The 19,379-nt window shown below is 51.6% G+C and carries 25 protein-coding genes; 23 read left to right on the top strand and 2 right to left on the bottom strand.

The genetic code is table 11. From position 1 onward, the window contains the following. Positions 1–21 precede the first annotated feature (21 nt). The 20 genes from rpsC to MK110_17880 all read left to right on the top strand — a co-directional run bounded on the left by rpsC (position 22) and on the right by MK110_17880 (position 13,111). A complete protein-coding gene (gene rpsC / locus MK110_17975; protein MCH2213198.1) occupies positions 22–723 on the top strand; it encodes a 30S ribosomal protein S3 in 702 nt (233 codons plus the stop codon). Further along, positions 662–1,084 (top strand): 50S ribosomal protein L16, encoded by a 423-nt coding sequence (rplP, locus tag MK110_17970; protein MCH2213197.1) that lies wholly within the window; start codon positions 662–664, stop codon positions 1,082–1,084. The genes rpsC and rplP overlap by 62 nt, the downstream gene beginning before the upstream one ends. Positions 1,085–1,112: 28 nt before the next feature. Then, complete coding sequence (gene rpmC, locus MK110_17965; protein MCH2213196.1) at positions 1,113–1,325, top strand: 50S ribosomal protein L29; 213 nt, start codon at positions 1,113–1,115, stop codon at positions 1,323–1,325. A gap of 35 nt (positions 1,326–1,360) precedes the next feature. Further along, a complete protein-coding gene (gene rpsQ / locus MK110_17960) occupies positions 1,361–1,678 on the top strand; it encodes a 30S ribosomal protein S17 (protein ID MCH2213195.1) in 318 nt (105 codons plus the stop codon). 153 nt (positions 1,679–1,831) lie between these two features. Then, positions 1,832–2,200, top strand: coding sequence for a 50S ribosomal protein L14 (gene rplN, locus MK110_17955; GenBank protein ID MCH2213194.1), 369 nt, complete (start codon positions 1,832–1,834; stop codon positions 2,198–2,200). 47 nt (positions 2,201–2,247) lie between these two features. Then, entirely contained in the window at positions 2,248–2,796 is a 549-nt protein-coding gene (rplE, locus tag MK110_17950; protein ID MCH2213193.1) for a 50S ribosomal protein L5, read from the top strand. A 14-nt stretch (positions 2,797–2,810) separates the two neighbouring features. Next, entirely contained in the window at positions 2,811–2,996 is a 186-nt protein-coding gene (locus MK110_17945) for a type Z 30S ribosomal protein S14 (GenBank protein MCH2213192.1), read from the top strand. A gap of 41 nt (positions 2,997–3,037) precedes the next feature. Further along, the gene (gene rpsH / locus MK110_17940; GenBank protein MCH2213191.1) at positions 3,038–3,433 is read left to right on the top strand and encodes a 30S ribosomal protein S8; all 396 of its coding nucleotides are present in this window, start codon (positions 3,038–3,040) and stop codon (positions 3,431–3,433) included. A gap of 138 nt (positions 3,434–3,571) precedes the next feature. Next, positions 3,572–4,120, top strand: coding sequence for a 50S ribosomal protein L6 (gene rplF, locus MK110_17935; protein MCH2213190.1), 549 nt, complete (start codon positions 3,572–3,574; stop codon positions 4,118–4,120). Positions 4,121–4,377: 257 nt separating this feature from the next. Then, the gene (rplR, locus tag MK110_17930; protein MCH2213189.1) at positions 4,378–4,749 is read left to right on the top strand and encodes a 50S ribosomal protein L18; all 372 of its coding nucleotides are present in this window, start codon (positions 4,378–4,380) and stop codon (positions 4,747–4,749) included. A gap of 62 nt (positions 4,750–4,811) precedes the next feature. Beyond that, entirely contained in the window at positions 4,812–5,297 is a 486-nt protein-coding gene (gene rpsE, locus MK110_17925; protein ID MCH2213188.1) for a 30S ribosomal protein S5, read from the top strand. Next, positions 5,294–5,770 (top strand): 50S ribosomal protein L15, encoded by a 477-nt coding sequence (gene rplO / locus MK110_17920; protein MCH2213187.1) that lies wholly within the window; start codon positions 5,294–5,296, stop codon positions 5,768–5,770. The genes rpsE and rplO overlap by 4 nt, the downstream gene beginning before the upstream one ends. A gap of 28 nt (positions 5,771–5,798) precedes the next feature. Next, positions 5,799–7,160: a preprotein translocase subunit SecY gene (secY, locus tag MK110_17915; GenBank protein ID MCH2213186.1), complete on the top strand. Its 1,362-nt coding sequence runs from the start codon at positions 5,799–5,801 to the stop codon at positions 7,158–7,160. Between the two features lie 162 nt (positions 7,161–7,322). Next, positions 7,323–7,439 (top strand): 50S ribosomal protein L36, encoded by a 117-nt coding sequence (gene rpmJ, locus MK110_17910; protein ID MCH2213185.1) that lies wholly within the window; start codon positions 7,323–7,325, stop codon positions 7,437–7,439. Positions 7,440–7,471: 32 nt separating this feature from the next. After that, complete coding sequence (gene rpsM / locus MK110_17905; protein ID MCH2213184.1) at positions 7,472–7,858, top strand: 30S ribosomal protein S13; 387 nt, start codon at positions 7,472–7,474, stop codon at positions 7,856–7,858. A gap of 50 nt (positions 7,859–7,908) precedes the next feature. Continuing rightward, positions 7,909–8,292: a 30S ribosomal protein S11 gene (rpsK, locus tag MK110_17900; protein MCH2213183.1), complete on the top strand. Its 384-nt coding sequence runs from the start codon at positions 7,909–7,911 to the stop codon at positions 8,290–8,292. Positions 8,293–8,353: 61 nt separating this feature from the next. Beyond that, positions 8,354–9,367 (top strand): DNA-directed RNA polymerase subunit alpha, encoded by a 1,014-nt coding sequence (locus MK110_17895; protein ID MCH2213182.1) that lies wholly within the window; start codon positions 8,354–8,356, stop codon positions 9,365–9,367. Positions 9,368–9,490: 123 nt separating this feature from the next. Then, positions 9,491–10,144, top strand: coding sequence for a 50S ribosomal protein L17 (locus tag MK110_17890; GenBank protein ID MCH2213181.1), 654 nt, complete (start codon positions 9,491–9,493; stop codon positions 10,142–10,144). Positions 10,145–10,396: 252 nt separating this feature from the next. Beyond that, positions 10,397–10,993 carry a hypothetical protein gene (locus tag MK110_17885; GenBank protein ID MCH2213180.1) on the top strand — a complete coding sequence of 199 codons (597 nt, stop codon included), beginning with the start codon at positions 10,397–10,399 and terminating at the stop codon, positions 10,991–10,993. Positions 10,994–11,485: 492 nt separating this feature from the next. Continuing rightward, entirely contained in the window at positions 11,486–13,111 is a 1,626-nt protein-coding gene (locus tag MK110_17880; GenBank protein ID MCH2213179.1) for a hypothetical protein, read from the top strand. A gap of 57 nt (positions 13,112–13,168) precedes the next feature. Here the strand turns inward: MK110_17880 and pyrF are convergent, their stop codons facing one another. Continuing rightward, complete coding sequence (gene pyrF, locus MK110_17875) at positions 13,169–14,077, bottom strand: orotidine-5'-phosphate decarboxylase (protein MCH2213178.1); 909 nt, start codon at positions 14,075–14,077, stop codon at positions 13,169–13,171. 565 nt (positions 14,078–14,642) lie between these two features. Here pyrF and folK point away from each other — a divergent pair. Both folK and MK110_17865 read left to right on the top strand, forming a co-directional pair. Further along, complete coding sequence (folK, locus tag MK110_17870) at positions 14,643–15,380, top strand: 2-amino-4-hydroxy-6-hydroxymethyldihydropteridine diphosphokinase (protein ID MCH2213177.1); 738 nt, start codon at positions 14,643–14,645, stop codon at positions 15,378–15,380. Positions 15,381–15,786: 406 nt separating this feature from the next. Continuing rightward, positions 15,787–16,227: a hypothetical protein gene (locus MK110_17865; protein MCH2213176.1), complete on the top strand. Its 441-nt coding sequence runs from the start codon at positions 15,787–15,789 to the stop codon at positions 16,225–16,227. A 71-nt stretch (positions 16,228–16,298) separates the two neighbouring features. Here MK110_17865 and MK110_17860 read toward each other — a convergent pair whose 3' ends face one another. Then, entirely contained in the window at positions 16,299–17,111 is an 813-nt protein-coding gene (locus tag MK110_17860; GenBank protein ID MCH2213175.1) for a formamidopyrimidine-DNA glycosylase, read from the bottom strand. A 316-nt stretch (positions 17,112–17,427) separates the two neighbouring features. Between MK110_17860 and MK110_17855 the strand changes: the two genes are divergently transcribed. Continuing rightward, positions 17,428–19,092: a DUF1598 domain-containing protein gene (locus tag MK110_17855; GenBank protein ID MCH2213174.1), complete on the top strand. Its 1,665-nt coding sequence runs from the start codon at positions 17,428–17,430 to the stop codon at positions 19,090–19,092. Positions 19,093–19,379 lie beyond the last annotated feature (287 nt).

Here is a 19,379-nt window from a genome sequence, read left to right as displayed (position 1 = left end):
TGGCAGGAAGAAGGTTGAGTAATGGGACAAAAGGTCAGGCCTACCGGATTTCGCGTCGGCGTGATGGAAAACTGGCGAAGTCGGTGGTATGCGCCAAAGAAAGAGTTCGGTGACCTTCTGGCAGAAGACCTCAAGATCCGTCGTTTTGTTGCCACGAAATATCAGTTCGCAGAAATTGCCCGGGTTGAAATTGAAAGGACTCGTGATCAGGTCGTCATTCACCTCTTCACAGCGCGTCCGGGTGTCATTATTGGTCGCAAGGGACAGGAAATTGATCGACTTAAGGGTGAGTTGGAGGATCTGACAGGTCGCCGCATGGATCTGAAAATCGTTGAGATCTCGAATCCAAACCGGGATGCCAAGCTGGTTGCCGATAAGGTTGCTCAACAGTTATCCAAACGCGGCAGTTTTCGGAGAGCAATTAAGAAAACACTGGACGAGGTGATGAGTTCCGGTGTACATGGAGTAAAAATCGAAATGTCGGGACGTCTGGGCGGTGCTGAGATGTCGCGAAAAGAAAAAGCCAGTCGAGGCTCGATTCCATTGTCAACACTTCGTCGGCATATCGATTACGGTTTTACGGCTGCAAAAACTTCCCAGGGAATCATTGGCGTAAAGGTCTGGATTGACCTGGGTGATTATTCGGACGAGGAATCAGCAGATGGCACTAATGCCAAAACGGGTCAAGCATCGAAAGGCCCAAAGAGGACGTATAAGAGGTAACGCAACACGCGGGAATACAGTTGTCTTTGGTGAATTTGGCCTCCAGTCACTGGACCCGGGTCACGTTACGGCTCAGACAATTGAAGCTTGTCGTATTGCTGCTACTCAGTATGTGCGCGGAGTCGGCAAAGTTTATATTCGAATTTTTCCCCAGAAATCGGTGACCTCTCGACCTTTGGAAACCCGGATGGGAAAGGGAAAAGGGGAACCCGATCGTTGGGTGGCTGTGGTGAAACCTGGAACGGTATTGTTTGAATTGAAGGGAGTCTCCCGTGAGGCAGCACGGGAGTGTTTCAATCGGGTGGCACATAAACTACCCGTTAAAGTTCGATTGTTGGGACGTCGTCCGGATCTTCAGTAGGCTGTCAACTGGTTGAAAGGTAAGGGACATGGCGACGGCAAATGTGTTGCGAGAGATGTCTGATGAGCAAATGGGGCACGAACTGCGTGAAGCTCAGCAGTCACTTTTTCGTATTCGGTTTCAGTCGGCAACAGAAAGAAATGATTCACCGAGTAACATACGTAAGCTTCGGCAGACGGTTGCCCGAATCAAGACAATTCAGCGGGAACGTGAACTGACCGGCGACGTCGCTGGCCAGTAGTTTTGTTGGTTTTATTTGTAAAGCACCTGTTGGCGATGAAAAGAGTTCTGCGTGGCACTGTAACGAGCGACAAACGTGATAAGACGTTGCGCGTCGACATTGAGCGTCGATTCCGTCATAGGAAGTACGGTAAAATCGTGCGGTCACGACTCGGATGTCAGGTCCACGATCCCAAGAATTCGGCGCGCATCGGTGATCTGGTGGAAATTGTGGAATCGCCACCGGTTTCAAAGACGAAGCGTTGGCAGCTGGTGAGGGTTATTCAGGCGGCAAGTGATGCTGCGGTGGCGGCCAGCGAAGTAGATGCGGCTGCGGCTCTTGAAATACAACAGGATTCCGGTAGTGACAATTGAGTTAGCTCAATCTGTCCTAAGCCGGAAAAGAAATTTGAATTAGTCCCAGGTGAGGCGCAGAGCTGGGTTCGGTCAACTGACAGTGTCCTTCAGTGCGTCAACTGAATGAACGAGACTGCAGGACCGGGGTGGTTCGGCAGTGAGGTGATTTCCATGATTCAGATGCAGACAGTACTGGATGTGGCAGACAATTCCGGCGCAAAGCTCGTACGCTGCATCAAGGTTTTGGGTGGAACCCGGCGGCGATATGCAGGTTTGGGTGATATTGTGGTACTGAGTGTGCAAAAGAGTCTGCCCGGGAGTGCTGTCAAATCCGGGTCTGTTGTTCGCGGTGTGGTGGTGCGATGTCGTAAAGCAAGTCGACGTGATGACGGAAGTTATGTCCGTTTTGATCGCAACGCGGTTGTATTAGTAGATAATGACGGAAATCCACGCGGTACTCGAATTTTTGGGGCGGTTGCACGAGAATTGCGTGAACGAAACTATATGAAGATTATCAGTCTGGCCAGTGAAGTCGTCTGACCAGAATTCGATTCGGTATCAGCTGTTCGGTAGTGAGTTGGTAAACAATGACTCGTCTGCTCGAAGAATATAAAACACGGATTGTCGGTGAGCTGGGGACAGAGCTTGGCCGAAAGAATACTCATGCCGTTCCACGACTTGAAAAGATCGTGATCAGCATGGGCGTGGGTGAAGCAATTCAGGATCGGAAACGCCTGGATTCGGCACTGGGACATCTAACTCAGTTGTCGGGACAAAAGGCTCAGGTGTGTCGGGCCAAAAAGTCAATCTCTGCGTTTCGCCTCCGTCAAGGGATGCCAATCGGTTGCCGTGTGACACTGCGCGGAAAACGAATGTATGAATTTCTTGAACGTCTGATAACTTTGGCGTTGCCTCGAGTTCGCGACTTTCGTGGTTTGAACCCCCGTTCGTTTGATGGACGAGGAAACTACAATTGTGGTTTATCAGAGCAGTTGGTGTTCCCGGAAATTGATCCGGAAACGGTGGGACAGCCGCAAGGCATGAATATTACAATGGTCACATCGGCACCTACTGATGACGAAGGTCGTCTTTTGTTGAAGGCATTTGGTATGCCGTTTAAGAGTCTGGATAGTTAGCAGAAGATTGAGTTATGGCCAGCAAGGCAAAAATTGAAAAAGCCAAGCGGACTCCGAAGTATGGATCCCGAATTGAGCGCCGGTGTGTAATGTGTGGAAGGCCTCGAGCCGTCTACAGAAAATTTAAGGTCTGCCGAATCTGTTTTCGCAGTCTGTGTCTGGACGGCTTAGTTCCGGGTGCCAAAAAGGCCAGCTGGTAGTCGTTGATGGCGACACATGCTGTTGAGATGGTGATACTTCAATGATGACCGATCCCATAGCTGATTTTCTTACCAGGATCCGTAATGCGGTTCGTGTGGAACGACCGTTCGTCGAGATGCCACTGTCCAAGATGAAAATGCATCTGGCGGCAGTGTTGCATCGCGAAGGCTACGTTTGGGATTCGGAAGTAGTGGAAGGAGAACCGGTCTCCACACTTCGGGTCAATTTGAAATACGGACCAAATGGCGAACATTTAATCGAACATATCGAACGATTGAGTAAGCCAGGACGACGTGTGTATGTCGGAGTGAGTGAATTGAAGGACGTCCGACAGGGAACCGGAATTTCAGTGCTATCGACTCCCAAAGGGCTGCTGAGTAATCGAGAAGCTCGCCAGCAGGGCGTGGGCGGCGAACTGTTGTGTCAGTTGTGGTAAGAATTTCGGGTTTTCTGTATCAGAAATTTGTTGGCGTAAAAACGGGATACTCGGAACAGCTGGCCGGATTGTCCGGGTGTCAGCTGGTATTTGATTGCGGCAGTGCCGCGTTAGTCTGTTCAAACGGTTGATGATGTAATGTCGCGAATCGGTAAGAAACCAATTGATGTACCGGACGGCGTGCAGGTCACAGTAACCGGATCGGATGTCGCGGTGAAAGGTCCCAAGGGTGAGCTGACGCTGTCTGCTCACTCCAGCATGTCCATCAACGTGGAAAACGACGGTAAAGTTGTCGCCGTGACACGTCCGGATGACACTCGCGAAAGCCGTGCCCTGCATGGACTGACTCGAAGTCTGATTCAGAACATGGTCACGGGGGTTGTGCAGCTGTTCGAGCGAAGACTTACCGTGGTCGGTGTTGGCTACAATGCCAGCCTTCAGGGCAGGAAACTGTCACTGCAGGTTGGTTTTGCGAATACCGTAGTGCTGGAGGTTCCTCCGCTGGTCACCGTTGATGTGCCAAGTCAAACGTCGGTTATTGTCAGAAGCTGTGATAAACAGGCCGCAGGACAGTTTGCCGCAGAGGTTCGGGCTGTTCGTCCCCCTGAGCCGTACAAGGGTAAGGGAGTTCGCTATGAAAACGAACAGGTCCGCCGCAAAGCCGGTAAAGCCTTTGGCTCCAAGTAGCGGTGCAGTTTTTTTAATCTAAATCAGAGTTTTTTCGTCGCGATTTTAACCAATTGTGTGAGTACCTAAATCGTCCGTCGGATTCCCGATGGACCAGGAATCGATAACTCGAAGTTGATTGCGATCGTGTCGCATTAGGAGCATTAGACTGTGGACTTAGCCGTACTGGTGCAGTCAGTCGTTCCTTGCAGGTCAGCATAAAGGCTGCATCAGAGTCGTTGAGTTTCGTTTCTGAACAATCAGCTGGTTGTGGAACAATGAAGTTTGAAAAACAATTGATCAAACGTACGGTTCGGCGTGGGTTTCGTGTACGAAATCGAGTCCGTCGTGATGCACATGGACGAATGCGGCTTTCTGTATTCCGCAGCAACCGGCATATTTATGCTCAGGTGATTGACGACGGCACAGGTCATACAGTAGTGGCGGCCAGCACCGTAGAAACGGTTGTGGCCGGTCCCGGGAAAGTAGCGGCAGATCGGAGCTTTGCATCAAAAGTGGGTCAATTGATTGCTGAACGAGCTCAGGAGAAAGGGATTTCTGAAGTCGTACTGGATCGAGGTCCTTTTAGGTATCACGGTCGGGTTGCTGCACTGGCCGACGCCGCGCGTAAAGCCGGACTCAAATTTTGACAGCAAGCGATATTCAGCAGGTCCGTGGCGATGTCGGTTCACAGTGGAAACAGAGGTGAATAGTGTCGGTAGTTGAAACACGAAACGAATCAGCAGAGACAGTCGTTCAGATTCGACGCTGTGCATGTGTGGTTAAGGGAGGACGTCGATTCAGCTTTGCTGCACTCGTCGTTACCGGTGATCGGAACGGTCGAGTCGGCTACGGATACGGGAAAGCGGTGGAAGTACCGCTGGCTGTCGAAAAAGCAACGAAAGCGTCCAATCGGTCTCAACGAAAAATTCCGCTGGTACAGACAACCGTACCCCATCAGGTCGTCGGTCGTTTTCGAGCATCACGTGTTCTGCTGCTTCCTGCCCGACCGGGAACCGGTGTGATTGCCGGAGCCTGTGTTCGCGCGGTTCTGGAGGCAGCCGGCGTGACTGATATTTTGACCAAGAGTTTTGGTTCAACGAATCCGTTGAACCTGGTAAAGGCGACGTTTGACGCTTTGGGTCAGTTGCGAACAAAAGAAGATGTTGCTCGTTTGCGCGGAGTGTCGCTGTCATGATTTTGAACGATGTGCATACAGGGATTCAAAAATACCGAAAGCGAAAGCGGATCGGTCGAGGAACCGGATCAGGACACGGAAAGACGTCCGGTCGTGGTCACAAAGGTTATTTCAGCCGTTCCGGGTCTCGGCGTCGCCGTGGATTCGAAGGTGGACAGATGCCGCTGTTTCGTCGTGTGGCGAAACGTGGTTTTAATAATCGCGCATTTGCTGATAGAGTGGTTATTGTCAATGTTGGACAGCTGGACAAGACATTCGAAGACGGTTCAGAAGTCACTGCCGAATCGCTTGTGGCGCGTGGGATAATACCGAGTCAGTTCGATGTTCTGAAAGTGTTGGGTGACGGACAGCTGACCAAAAAACTGACGGTGAGGGCTCACCGTTTTTCACAAAGCGCGGAGGCTTTGATTGTCGCCGCCGGAGGAAGGTTTGAACGGATTTCGGCAACGGAACGTTTGAACCCGGAAAACTGACGGATCGGGATTTCGGAGACACCCCATTATGTTTTCACGGCTCGCGGCAATCTGGCGAGTACCTGAGCTTTGGCGAAAGATTCTGTTGACCATAGGTCTACTCGGAATCTATCGGCTTGGGTTCCATATTACGTTGCCCTTTATTAATCACGAGGGGATTCGCAAAACACTGGAAAATGCCGGTCAGGACGGACTTCAGGGTGTCCTGCAAATGATGTCTTTGTTTTCGGCGTCAAGCCTGACAAACGGTTCACTGTTTGGTCTGGGCATCATGCCGTATATCACAGCATCGATTGTTTTTCAGCTGCTGGGAACGGTTTATCCGCCACTGGAACAGTTGCAGAAAGAAGGGGAATCGGGGCGCCGTCGAATTAATGAATATACACGGTACGCGACAGTGGTAATCTGTCTGCTGCAAAGTTTCTTTATTATCAAGGCGCTCGCCGGCGGTACACTGACTGGTGGCGAGCCGATGGTCCTGCAGGAATACAACAGTACCGCATGGTTCCTTTTGGGCGCTATCGTGATGACATGCGGGACTGTGTTCCTTATGTGGATCGGTGAACAAATTGATACATACGGTATTGGAAACGGAATTAGTCTGCTGATCATGGCAGGTATTCTGGCTCAGATGCCGTCGGTAGCCGGAGAGTGGATTCAAAAAATCCGGACTGGAGGAGTTCAAATCGGCACGGAACAGGGAATCGAAAAACTCCTTGTAATGGGTTTGGTTTTTGTTGGGGTCATTGTCTGCGTGATATTCATTACCCAGGGACAGCGTAAGATCCCAATTCAAAGCGCTCGACACGTGCGTGGTCGGAAGGTGATGGGTGGACAGCGGCAATGGTTGCCTTTACGAGTCAACCAGGCTGGAGTCATGCCTATCATTTTTGCATCGAGTCTGCTGCTGCTCCCGTTTTTTGTGTTGGGTCAGTTAGCGCAGGTTTGGCCCGACAGTGTTGTGATGAATACGATTGCTGATGCGTTCCAGCCAGGGCAGGGTTTCGTGTACAACGTAAGCTATATCATCATGATCTACTTCTTCTGTTACTTCTGGACTGCGATTACTTTCAATCCAAAGGACATGTCGGATAATCTGAAGGATATGGGCAGCTTTATATTAGGCTATCGGCCTGGTACACGGACTGCGGCCCATTTGGAACAGGTGATGACACGTGTTACTTATGCGGGAGCGGCGTTTTTGGCGATCATCGCCGTGATTCCAACAATCATTTCAACCACCTTAACAAATGGTGATTTTCGAGCGGCTCAGTTCTTTGGCGGGACCGGCCTGCTGATTATCGTGTCAGTTGCACTGGATCTGGTACAGAAGATTGACTCACATTTGATTATGCGAAACTACCCGGGCTTACTGGATACGGACGATTGACAAACAGAGATAACAGTTGAAAGGCGCATTCGGTCAATCGTGTCTCAGGTTGAAAATTCAAGCGTAGACTTAGGCCTGATTTACCAACAACAAGTGGAAACAAACTATTGTTCACGCTGTCGTCCGACTTCCCGGCGCACAGGTATCAACAGGAGTCAGATGATGAAAGTACGATCAAGCGTTAAGCGAATTTGTGAACATTGCAAAACAGTCCGTCGTCGTGGAAGAACGTACGTCATCTGTACAGCCAATCCTCGACACAAACAACGACAGGGTTAAAGTCCTGAGTCGAGAATTTTCGGAGCCGTGATATGCCTCGTTTGCTGGGGGTCGATGTCCCCAACAATAAACCAACTTGGATTGCGTTAACCTATCTTTACGGGGTAGGTCGCGTGATGGCGGTTAAAATCTGCTATGAACTGGGAGTGGATCCGCAGACGCGCGCCGGTGCACTGTCGGAAGATGAAGTAAGCCGCATCACAAACCACCTTGACAAGGACTACACGGTGGAAGGTCCGCTGCGCCGAAAGGTTCAGCAGGACATTGGTCGGCTGCGGGAAATTCAGTGTTATCGCGGCCTTCGACATCGTCGAGGCCTGCCGGTACGCGGTCAGCGAACCAAAACCAATGCAAGAACTCGCAAAGGAAGAAAGAAAACAGTTGCTGGCAAAAAGGGCGTCAAGGATCTGAAACACTGATCCGGGGGGAGTTTCGGTTTTTCATCGAATCACGAGATTGAGATTGCATCGTGGCAAAAGTCAGAACCAGAAAAAAAACGCGTCGTAATGTGACGCGAGGAATCGCCTACATCAAGGCAACCTTTAACAATACGATCGTCACTATGACCGATACTAACGGTGACGTTGTTTGCTGGGCGACGGCGGGGACAGTCGGCTTCAAAGGAAGTCGGAAAAGCACTCCTTTTGCAGCTCAGCGTGCCGCTGAAACAGTTGCAGAGCGCGCCGCAAAAATGGGTATGCGAGAGATTGAAGTTCGTGTTAAGGGTCCCGGTTCAGGTCGCGAAAGTGCGATCACCGGTCTTCAGTCATCCGGTATTTCGATTCGGTCAATCGAAGATATTACACCTCTGCCGCACAATGGCTGCCGTCCTCCGAAGAAACGCCGTGTCTGAACGAAACTGTCCGGCAGTCGTTTTGATTTGCGTGTGACGAGCTTTACAGGGGAGAAAAATTATGCGAATTCGATGGCGTGGTCTGGAATTGCCCAGCCGAGTAGCACCTGACACTGACACATTAACGTCATGCTACGGAAAATTCAGTGCGGAACCGTTTGAGCGAGGATTTGGTGCCACGGTGGGTAACAGCCTGCGGCGGATTTTGCTGTCAAGTCTCGAAGGGGCAGCAGTTACCAAAGTGCGTTTGCAGGGTGTTCAGCACGAATTCACCACACTTCCCGGAGTGGTGGAAGATGTGACTGACATTTGCCTGAACCTGAAGTCTCTGGTTGTTAAAAACTATAGTGCTTCAGTAAAAACGCTGCGAATTGAGAAAAGCACCCGAGGAGTTGTGACAGGGGCTGACGTGATCTGTGACGACCAGGTGGAAGTCATCAACAAAGATCTGGTCATTGCCACAATGACGGATGACGTCCCGTTGCATTTGGAAATGACAGTGGAAAACGGACGGGGATTCGTCCCTGCCGCGGAACATTACCTGAATGATCCGGAAGTCGGCGTGATTCCGCTTGATGCGTCATTCTCGCCAATCACTCGGGTTCGCCATCATATTGAAGACACACGTGTGGGCCAACGTACGAATTATGACAAGTTGAGTCTGGAGATCTGGACAAACGGCACTGTGTCTCCATCGATGGCACTCGTTGAAGCCGCAAAAATTCTTCGTAAACACCTAAACTGTTTCATAACCTATCGCGAACCAGGACCAGAGTCAGCTCCGGAAGGAGGTTTGCGGGGGATGATGGAAGCGACCGGGTATTCGCCGGTGGACATGGAACTCGAAGAAAAACTAAACAAAAGTCTGGCCGAACTCAATCTGTCGGTTCGGGCGACCAACTGCTTGGAATCCGTTGGTATCAATACCGTACGCGATCTGGTTCAGCGGCCGGAAGATGAACTGTTGCAGGTTCGCAACTTCGGTGAAACAACCCTCGATGAAGTTCGTGAACGACTCGAGGAAATTGACCTGCGACTTGGAATGCGTTTGCCGAATCAGCAACCAACCGCGTGATTGATCGGCACGGTAATGTCCCGGCAAAACGGCAGGGGAAAAGATTACCTTTGGTCAATTTAATCCATTGACTTGTTATTTAGCAGGCCAACACTATGTCAGCCTGTTCTGGAGAATATTGCCATGCGACATCGAGTGCGCGGCAGAAAACTGGGGCGTAACGCATCTCACCGGAAAGCCATGTTTAGAAACATGGCGACCAGTCTGATTCGGTCGATTCGAGTAGACGAGGATGACCCGCAGCGTCCTCGCGTACCTGGTCGTATCGTGACAACGGTCGCCAAAGCGAAAGAGCTTCGACCATTCGTCGAAAAACTTGTTACGCTTGCTCGCAGGGCCGTCGCCCATGAAGAAGCTGCTGCGGAATATCAAACAAAAGCTGGTCGGAACACAGACGAGTGGCGAGCGTGGCGACAGTCTGAACAGTGGCAACAGTGGGCAGACACGATCGCTCCGGCAGTTGCTTTGCGTCGTCGGGCTTTTTCAATTCTTCGAGACACCGAAGCTGTCGATGTGTTGTTTGATGAACTGGCCGAGAGATTTGAGGAGCGGCCTGGTGGTTACACCCGTATTGTCCGACTGGCAAAGGTTCGACTGGGTGATGCCGGACAACGGGCACTGATAGAGTTTGTTGGTGAACGAGATCGTGTTCGCTCACGACGTCGCACCGCACCGGTTGTCACTGAAGACGTAACAACCGATACAGCAAATCAAACCGAAGTTTCAGCAGACAATGACCGTTCCGGCGGACAGGAGAGCGGTGAGGAACAGAGTTAATCTTGATCCTGTGGCAAATTTCTTCACAGCAAAGACATTTGGCAGGAATATTGTGAGAACGTCTGCCGGAAAACGTGTTGGAGACTAATCAGCTGCCAACGTCAAAACTCGGCTTATTGAGGTCTGTCACCCTGAATTATGCAGTCTGTTAGGCCTCCGTCCGGGGCTCTCAAACTGAATTCGGCTTGTTGATTTGGAATTGACAGCTTAATGTGGAGCCGCGACCTGACGTGATGAGGGAGTGGCTGCAGGATGAATCGACGGTGTTTTGACATTTGCACTGCGCTCCGTCGGCTATGTGAGGATATCTGCCAGGTTCATCCGGTTTTTCGTCACATTGACATGTCCCGCGTTGCCGTTACCTATGCCCAGACCAGATCGCCGGTCGAATGGGGCATTCAGGCAAAACTCACTCCCATGAGATTTGAAGGCGGGGCAATGACGTGTACCCGCGACGGCCGACGCTGGGGTGCGCAGCGGCTGTACCAGGATGGTGAAGAGATGCTTTACATCCTGACTTTTTATCTGCCTCGATTCCTAAATCTGCCATTCAATGAAAAGCTCGTAACTGTCTTTCATGAGCTTTATCACATCAGCTCGGCTTTTGACGGAGACATTCGGCGATTTTCCGGGTCCTGCTACATACACAGCAGCAGTCAGGCCGGTTATGACCGGCAGATGGCAGCATACGCAAAAGAGTATTTAGCAGAATTGCCGCGGGATCGTTTCCCGGAATACCTGCGACACGATTTCGCGGGGCTGAAACGCAGCTTCGGCACGGTTGTCGGATTGCGTCTGGCTGTACCACGATTGATCGATCTGGACGCAGCAGGCGACGAAGCAGCTTAACGGCAGCGTTTACGAAAATACCCGGCGGGAACAGTGCTGCAGCGACTACTCTGCTATTCGGCATTTTTCAAAAGGAACGGCTGTACCTGCTTACGCTGTAAACTGACCGGCCAACATTAAGAGACCGGAGACGACAACTGCATTCAAAGAATTCCCTGTCAGCAGATTGTCAAAGGAAATGAGTAATCGTGACAGTCGGACGATTCTGCCAAATCGTAATTTGTTCGGCAGTCATCGCCGCTTCACGTGGCTACCCAGCACGATTCGGAATCCTTGATCCGTCCGCAATTCCACTGAGTTCAATTCTGACCCTTGTTTCCTGGACGGGACAGGGAAAGATGATGAGGTGTCTGTCGTCGGCCATGTTCAGGAGGAGCGTATATCGACGACTGTCTCGTCTTCCAGGTAAATTCCTGTCGTCCGCAGGAATCCGTCAGCCGCACGAAGTGTTTTGCTGAACAGGCCTGAGTCTTCGATTCAGTCTGAAAAACTATGAACATCCGAATCACAGCAGTCTTCGTGGTTTGTTTTTTCTGCGCCTCTGGTTTCTCAGAGGATGATTCCGTCGATATAGAAGTCACTCGCCGTCAGACGGCAGTCACATTGAACTACTGTCGTGCAGCCCTCCACCGTATTCGCCGAAATCCGAATAAGAGTGTGTTTATTGAGGAACAGCGACGGATTCTGAACAACCTCAATCTGAGTAAAATCGCCGATTCAGAAGTGATCACCCTGTATCGTACAGTACTCGATGAAATCAGTCAGATTGAGGTCAGTGAACGGGACCGCCGAATTATCGCGGAACAGTTCCGACAAGGTACCCAGCGTCAGCTGGGTGCCAGCTTCGTCGTTATTGGCGCCCAGCTGGCAACGGGTCAGATTGGTAATGTGATTCAAACCGGTGCGAATAGCTGGTGGGACTACCGGAACCAGGAAGTGCGCCGCGACGCGGACATCTGGAAGATCAACCGTATGAAGTTAAATTCGGTGATGACGCATTCGTCGACGTTCCTCAACAGCTTCTGGAAGCTCAGCCGCAGTAACAACATTCCTGACAGCTGGCTGGTACGCGACCAGGATTTAGATCAGCTGGCGACCGTCTTAAGAGAACCTGACAAAGATCGAAGGCTGCGAATGCTCCAGCGTCTGGAACGTTTTATGACGTGTTACCCTCCGTACTGGTACTACGTAGCTCGGACTCTGCAGTCAACAGGCCGCCTGGCTGAGGCCGTGCAAACCTACCGTCGACTGATAGAAATCGGTAACGGACATTTTCGGCAGGACGACATGCTTGCCGGGAGTCTGGCAAACATGGCCCTCATTCAGGAAGTCCGTGGCGAACCTGAAGCACCCCGGCTGGCATTGAAAATTTCTGAACATTCCATTCGAAACTGGGAAGCAAATCTGGTGTCTGCCTGGGTTCTGGGACGGCATGCTCAGCATCGCGCGGCGGAAGATTTGATTCTGTGCAATCTGGATGATCAATTGGAAACCTCCCAAAGTACGATTGCCCTCGTCTCATTGTACTATCACTCCGGAGACCGAATTCGGCTGGCAAAACTGTTGCAGGACCGACGTGTTGTCTCAGCAGTTCCGATTCCAGGTTTGTTGCTGTGCGCTCGACTGCTGGGCAGCGATGACCTGCCCGGTCCCGCATCGAATCGACTCGTTTCGAGCCTGAAGGCCGAATACCGACCTGGAATTCGTGGTGCAGTGGTCGTCCTGCGAGCTGCGGCAGGGTGGAAGCTTCAGGATTCCCATCCCCAAATCGCTCTCGCGGGAGCACAATCTGTCAGCGCAGAATTTCGTCAAACAGCCGGCGATGTTATTGCTGAATTTAAACTGGATACAACCGATGGTCGGCGAACAGATTATCAGACAGACCTGACTCTGCAGTATCCCGGAATCCCGCGAGTCCGTATGACTCTGTCACCACCTGCGGGAGTTTCTGAGGGGCGTTCCGGCCGAACTATTGGATCCGGGCCTCGTTTGCGAGTGGCACTTGAGGTCAATGTGATCGAAGTGGATGGTGTACGACTGTCATTGAATGCCGGAAAACAAAAGCAGACCTCAGTCCAGGGTGCAGCAATCGAAAAGTCGGAACCTGTAAAATTGTAACGTTTACCAGTCTCAGCAATGCTCCAGTTAAATTCCTGCCGTACTGAGACAGTTTGTTTATATGCAATGCAGATCAGAGATCATCTGTTGTGTCGAGGCGAGCACAGCCTCGCGCCAGTATTCTTCTCCGAATCTGTCTTTCCACTCCGGACGTCTCCACGCAAAATTAATCGCTCGGGAACTGTTGATCAATGCACCTGCGGGACCACATTGTAAAGCGGCTGCAACATCCGCCGCCGTACCACCCTGGGTACTGTAACCTGGAACCAGAAACGGTGTGTTTGGCATTCGAGCACGGAGGTCCGCGAGCTCCTGAGGCCAAGTCGCGCCAACCACCGCACCCACCGGTCCCCATTGTCCCTCGGCGCGGTGCTCCAGGTTAAGCTGCTGGATTGTGTCAGCCACTGCCTCAAACACGGTAGTTCCGTCCGTTTTTCGATCCTGGAACGCAACGGCTCCAACATTGCTGGTTCGAACGAGAACGTAAATTCCTGCGTTTCGCTGCAGTGCGGTATCCACAAACGGCTGCAGAGTGTCATCTCCCAGGTAGGGGTTAACCGTAAGTGCATCTGCCGGAAAGGCGGCTTTACCGCTTGTACCATCCAGCCACGCATCCGAATACGCTTCTGCGGTCGATCCAATATCACTTCGCTTGGCATCAGCAATGACGACAAGCTGCTTACTGCGAGCGTATTTCATCACGTGATGCAGAGCCTCCATTCCGGCTGGCCCCAGTCGTTCAAAGAAGGCCACTTGTGGTTTGACGGCTGGAACAAGCGTGCTGACGATATTGATGAGTTCACAGCAGAACTGTCGAAATCCCTCTGCAATTCGCTCTCGGGAAGGAGACATTTCACCTCTGGTGATCTCAGCCGGCAACTGATCCCAGCGAGGGTCAAGACCGACCAGAACTGAAGTGTCCAGCAAACGAATTCGTTCTTCCAAACGGGTCATATATGCGGTCATCGAAGCTGAAATCCTCTCATCAATTGAATCGTCCAGCCGGTTGTACCGAAATATCGGAATCCTAGCGATCATAACAGGTGGTGTCTGGTGACGATGTGATTCCTGTGAGTCTGCACTGTTGAAAACAACACAAGAGCTCAGACGTCAGGGGGTTGACGAGTACAAACTGCGTCCCATGCTCAAATCGCTTTCAACAAGTATTTTTTGGTAGAAGGCATTCGTCAGTGCTCCCAAGAAGCAGGCCTCTTAATGTCCGTCTTAGTCAACGACACAAAGCCGTGAACAACGATTGCTCGAACTCGTCATGTATCGGGATTTGAGTGTCATGAAACCACTGCGTATTATTCGTCGGTTCTGCCGAAGCAAAGATGGAATAACATCTGTGGAATACTGCGTGACGATCGCAAAGATTGTGATTGCCGCAATATACGGCATCATGGCTACCGGAGCGGGTGGTAGAGTAAGATTGGCTCCGATCTGGGCACCGACGGGTTCTGACCCAAAACAGTCACGGACTGTCTAGCCGCTGGTGCCGGTCGAGATTCACAGATGCAGGAACAAAAACGTGCAGCATGGCGGAATAACGTGCCTGATTGGTCTCGGAGGCAACACGGGATCTGTCGAAGACACGTTCGTTGCCGCAATGCAAAGGCTGAATCGAAAAAACTGTCGCATTAAGACACTCAGCAGAAACTTTCATACTGCCCCAATGGGAACGGATGCAGGGGGAATATTCACCAACGCTGCCGCATGTCTCGTCACAGATCTCAGTCCACTGAAGCTACTGGATCTGCTGCAACAGATTGAAGAGGAATTTGGTCGCGTGCGTAACCTCCATTGGGGACCGCGTCCACTTGATCTCGACTTGTTGTTTTACGGCCGGCAGGTCATTCACATGCCGCAACTGAAGGTTCCGCATCCTGGATTGTGGTACCGTCGTTTCGTACTGGATCCCCTTGTTGAAATCGCAGCCGACTGGAAACATCCGGAAAATGCTCACTCGACTGCTGAGTTGCGAGCCCGACTGGATCAACGACCTCTGGTAATTGACCTTGAAGGTATGGAGACACCACCTGCCATTCCTGCCCGGTACCACGGTTTAGCCAAACTTCGGACAATTCCGCCAAAACCCGGTATACACACACAACGTCCGCAGGCATTTTGTCAGCTGAATGTTTGCAACTGCGGCAAACTCCCACAGCGAAGCGAGACATTTGAAAGGCACGACTTCCGGATTGATGTCTCTCAGGACAACGTTTCGGCAATGATCGAAGCCATACTTGCAGCTGCAATTGGAATCTGAGTTGTTGGGGTGACTGAACAATTTGATGACACAATGTTCAGCATCCTTAACAGTCAGATTGGTGCAAATCAGCTGCAGCAGATTCGTTTGTAGCCAAATAGTAAGTCCCTAAGCCCGCTCCCAACAGTTTTCACGAGTTTAGAATCTTTTGGTTCATGATTTGCGTAACCTCTGGTCACACAGACGTCTGCAAAAGGATCCAGACCTCTTCGACATTCAACTCTGTTCATTTACCGAGCAACAAAAGGCGCAGAATGAGCCACAGCGGCGACCTAAACTTTTTGAAACGAACTTCCTGACAGCCAATCTGTTCTGTCTTACGAGGAGTATTAAAAAGGTTAGAGCGCCAAGGCGGCCCCACTTTTTGGATTACGCTTAGTACAAATTTCCAATTCAGGTTACTCTTATGAATACGTGGCTTTCCCCGAGCGACTGTGTTCCTGAATGGCTGAGCTGGTTTGCAAACACTGCAGGCAGTGCTATTCTCGATACCGATTTACACGCCCCAATTGCCTGTCACTACTACCAGAATGAATACAACGAGTGGGAAGTGACTCTGTTTGTCTCAGATACCGAGGTGGTAGGAGGCTCTCGTGACGGAACTCGCCTGCCGTGTCCAGTTCAGCTGGATGTGTTACGCGTAATGGAGTTGTTTGACCAGATGCCGAAAACTCACTGGCAGTCCGGCGGCGTTCCCGAAGATGAAGAATTCGATCAGAATCTGTCATTCGAAGGACGAGTCCGCGGACATTACGTCTGGTTGAGAATGCTGGCGCAGGCTCCGAAACAGGCTGGTCCAGGACGCCTTTTGCACGCTACGACCGGCCGGCTGGAAGAACTCTGGTAGGCGACCGCCGACTTTTGTTCGATCCTGATGCGAGATCCCGACTTCAACACCTGGTAGACCATTGACGTCTGTCAGGAACGTTGACATCGCGGACAATAAAACGTGGAACGCTGAGCCTGAACGATACGGCAAATGCGTCCGCGGCGACAGGTCGGACACAATTCCCCGTTCTTCTGATAAACACGATGTCGGTTCTGATAGCTGCCATCACGGTTCAAAGCTGTTCGATAAGTACCATCACCAAGGGTCGATCCTTCGTAACGAATCGCTTCATTAAGAATCCGCGAACTCGCAGCTGCAATCCGCTGTATTCGCTCAGCGGACAGCAGGCCAGCGGGCAACTTTGGCGAAATTCCGGCTTCGTGCAGAATCTCACTCGCATAAATGTTTCCGATGCCTGCAACCAGGTTTTGATCAAGAATTGCATTTTTGATGGGGCGCTGAGTTCCGGACAGCCGGATGGCCCATTGATTCGGGTCCATATCAAGAGCATCCGGCCCCAATCGCCGGCGAAGTTCGATCATTTTCGTTTCAGTAAGAATCCGTACCGTTCCAAGCCCTCGACGGTCCCAGAATTCAAATGATTTCGCAAATCCGTCTTTTGGATCAAGCTCCCACTGAATTCGACGATGCGCCCGCGTTGGTGGCTCCGTAATCAGCAAAAGACCGGTCATTCTCGGTTCAACGACCATAGACAGATTCCGGTCCAGTGAAATGACAATACGCTTTGCCAGCCGCTGAACGGCATGAATCCGATTCCCCCTGAGTAAACGTTGAAATCGTGCTTTTGAAGGGTCTATCTGAATGGGTCTGCGAGAACACCGACAAAACCTGGTCGTCCGAATTTGACGGCCGACCAGATCTGTCCGGAGACCGCGAACCATGGTCTCAACTTCCGGCAATTCAGGCATAATGTCAGTTCAGCGGCCCAAAATCCGCATCATATCGTCGGGATTACAGATAAATTGACTGCTACAGCTTCGCAGCATGTCTCGCTACCCGCTACCCAATCGGTAAATCCGCTTTTTACAACTAAAACGGAGTGACCGGCAGGTTACGGATTCAGGGGAATCTTCTTGACGCTGCACGCTGACTGGACGATGCTAAATCACGTGTGCAGGTGTATCCAGTTGCGCCCCCGCTTGTTGTGCGTCCCGGTTTCCGTCGAGATCTGCTCCGACCAGTCATAAGGTCCAACTCATGGTCTGTCCTTCCACCTGTTGTCGCTCCATCGTACGGTTTTCCGCTGCCTTGGTTCTTGTCTGCATCTTGTCCTTTGCTGCTGTGGCGCATCCGGCGGAACAGTCGGATAATTTCACAGCAACAGCGACAATGCGACGAGCAGCCCGTGCTGCAGCGGAAGCAGGCGACTTCGTCCGTGCTGCATCAAATATCAGAGATGCTTCCAGAGTCTCGGGAAATCGTGATGTCGAGAAGCGTGCTGCACGAATTGCAGAATCGCTGTCCGGCGGTGGCTCACTCGCCGATTTCACCGAGTTGATCGAGTTGATCCAGGAACAGACGTCTCCTCCGGCGCTGTGGATCGAAGCGGACGGCGAAGGTGGAACCATTTCCACATTTGCTCAGGGCATTTTTGTGGGTGGTCCGGCGATGCTTGCATCGGTGGCTCTTCGCAACGATGGAAGCCGACTGGACACCGTCATGTCAGAGGCTCTGCGAGCCAACCAAAATACGAATGTTCGAAGTCCGTCAAATCTGCGATTGGTTTCATTACCCAGACTGGAACGATACGTCAGTGAGTTACTGGCAACAGGTCAGCCCGTCCCGGAAGAAGTACGAAATCTTGCCGGAATATCCCGAGTTCAGTATCTGATGACGTTTCCGGAAACCGGTGACGTTGTGATTGGCGGACCCGCAGCGGACTGGACAGAGAATGAAGATGGTCGTGTTGTAAGCATCACCGACGGACGGCCGGTATTGCAACTGGACGACCTGATGATTCTTGCTCAGACATTCTCAGATGGTGGTCCGTCGTTCTTCATGTGCAGCATTGATCCAAGGCAGGATCAGGTGCGGGCTGTGAATGAGTTTGTTAGAAAAAACCGACGGTCTTTGAACAAAGAGACTGCCGCACGATTTACAACCGAGTTGGAGCAGATCCTTGGCCTTCAGAATGTCATCGTGGATGGTGTGCCCGGTCAATCCCGTGTGGCCCGGGTCATTGTTGATGCAGACTACCGGATGAAACAAATCGGAATCGGAGAAGTCGTGGGTGCTGCGGGAATGAAAAGCTATTTTGATCTGCTGACCAAATCTGAACAGCGGGGCAGTGGGAGTATGGATGCTCTGCGCTGGTGGCTGGCGGCTGGTTATGATGCAATTCGGATGGACACGTCCGGGAATGGATTCGAATTCACAGGTGACTCCGTACGATGTTTGTCTGAAGATCAGATTGTCAATACCGACGGCAGTCGCCGCGCTACAGGGAAAGCTCGTGGAGCCAACGCCAGATTTGCACAGTTATTTACTGAGCATTTTTCAGCTCTGGCCCGCATCGATCCTGTCTTCGCCGATCTGCAGAACGTATTCGATCTGGCCATGGTCTCTGCACTACTGAATTCGCAGGGAACTGCGTCACTGGCAAACCTGGAGTCAGATGCATTCCTGGCGGCCACGGGACGCCAGGTAGATGTCCCCTCTGAATTGATGACGTCAGCAGCACACCGGGTCTTTTCCGGACGACATGTCGTCGTACAGGTGGCAGGCGGCGTGCGTGCGGATGTCAGGTCAGTGGTTCGCGATGCAGATCGATATCAGCATTCAGCTGAGTTGTCGAACACTCTGACTGACGCATCACCTATTGGCCACCGTTCTGATGCCTGGTGGTGGGACGCTGCCCGCTGAAAATCATCCGTTTCGGGTGGCACGTGAATATCCTTGAATCAGAAAACGACGAAGGTCAGGTACCATCGTCGTTTTTTTATGGTTCGTTGGGACGTCAATCCCGGAATCACAGACCACAGTGAGCACCGACAGACAACGATTGAATTTCTTAAAGCAAACGCCGCTGGCTGCCACAGGGCTTAGCCGTTCCTGAAACATCGGCACCGAAACATGCAGCTCCGCCCGCTTACCAGCTATTCGTGGACTCGCGAGTCACCTTTAGATCCGCTATGGTATGTGGATATAAT

The sequence above is a fragment of the Fuerstiella sp. genome (assembly GCA_022447225.1).
GTDB lineage: Bacteria > Planctomycetota > Planctomycetia > Planctomycetales > Planctomycetaceae > S139-18.
The sequence above is the reverse complement of the archived record's forward strand: the minus strand, read 5'-3'. Positions and strand labels throughout refer to the sequence as shown.